This window comes from Frankia sp. AgB1.9 (assembly GCF_016786355.1).
Lineage (GTDB): Bacteria > Actinomycetota > Actinomycetes > Frankiales > Frankiaceae > Pseudofrankia.
Genome location: NZ_JADWYX010000267.1, coordinates 1 through 1363, shown reverse-complemented (window position 1 = coordinate 1363; position 1363 = coordinate 1). Strand labels below are relative to the sequence as shown.

Sequence of the window (1363 nt, the reverse complement as noted above, 5' to 3'; positions counted from 1 at the left end):
TTCGCGGTCCCCGGGCCGGCTAACCCCGCCAACGGCCCGCCCGGACACCCGGGGGGCCGGTTTCGCGTGGCGGTTCCTGAGACGGAGGGGGTGCTCAGGAGGTCTGCGCGGGGATGTTCAGCGGCAGTGGGACGGTGCGGCGGGCGTCCACGACGACCGACTTGATCGCGGCGCCGTTCGTGATGACGGTGTGCACGACGTTCGTCAGGTCCTCGACGTCGACGAAGTCGGAGTGCACGTAGTCGCGGCCGATCCAGATCGGGTGCACCGCGCCGGCGAGCGCCGGGTCCCAGCTCGTGATGAACTCGGTCGCCGACTCGCCCGCGCCACCGGCCGAGTTGCCGACGGTGATCCGGGTGAAGCCGAGCGTCGGGTACTCGACCCGGTAGGCCTCGATCAGCTTGTCGAGCGCGGCCTTGCTCACCGCGTAGGAACCGAGCGCCGGCCACGGCTCGGTGACCGAGCCGGTGATCGACGACAGGTAGGCGGCGACCCCGCGAGACTCGGTCAGGTAGGGGATGGCCGCCGCGGTGACCAGCGACGCGCCGATCACGTTGGTCTCGAAGACCGTGCGCCAGGTGCTCGCGTCGACGTCGACGAGGCGGCGCAGCACCCCGATCCCGGTGGCGTAGACGAGCGCGTCGATCCCGCCGAGGCTCGTCGCGGCCTCCTCGACGGCCGACCGGACGGAGGCCTCGTCGGTGACGTCGCAGGCGACGGCGACGGCGCTCTCGCCGGCCTCCCGCGCCGCGTCGACCAGCCGGTCCTTGCGCCGGGCCAGCAGCGCCACCTGGGCACCCCGCTGGCCGAGGCCGATCCCGATGGCACGTCCTAACCCGCTGGAGGCGCCGACCACAACCGTTCGCATCGTGGGCTCACTTTCCGTGTCGATACCGGGGCGTCGATACCGGGGCGCCGAAAGCGCCCAGGTCCGGAGCACGAGAAGTGTACGACGTTGACGTCAGAGTCGGAATTGCTCCGGTGGCCGGCGGGTCGAGTGGACGCCGGAACCCGGAAGCGCGGCGCAGGCGACGGTCCGGAAGGTGGCAGCGCGACGCGACCGCCCTGCCTGCGCACACTCAGGTCGGCGACGATCTCCAGGAATCCGAGGAACAAGCGTTGGGCGGGCGCTCAGCGCCCGACCGGTGGGGGGGGGGGGGGGGGGCCCCCCCGGCCGGCCGGCCGCCCCCCCCCCCCCCCCGCCCCGGCGGGGGGGGGGGGGGGGGCGCCCCCCCCCCCCGGGGGGGGGCCCCGGGGGGGGGGCGGGTCCCCGGCCGGCGGGGCGCCGGCCCGGGCCGGCCAGGGCCCGGCTGGTAGCCGGGACCGGTCGGCATGCCCGGCCGCGGGGGGAACTGCTGGTTGG

General features: G+C 75.2%; 1 protein-coding gene. It reads right to left on the bottom strand.

Annotation, left to right across the window (positions count from 1 at the left end; translation table 11 throughout):
* Positions 1-94 precede the first annotated feature (94 nt).
* Positions 95-868, bottom strand: coding sequence for an SDR family oxidoreductase (locus tag I6A60_RS41030; RefSeq protein WP_203022788.1), 774 nt, complete (start codon positions 866-868; stop codon positions 95-97).
* Between the last annotated feature and the right edge of the window lie 495 nt (positions 869-1363).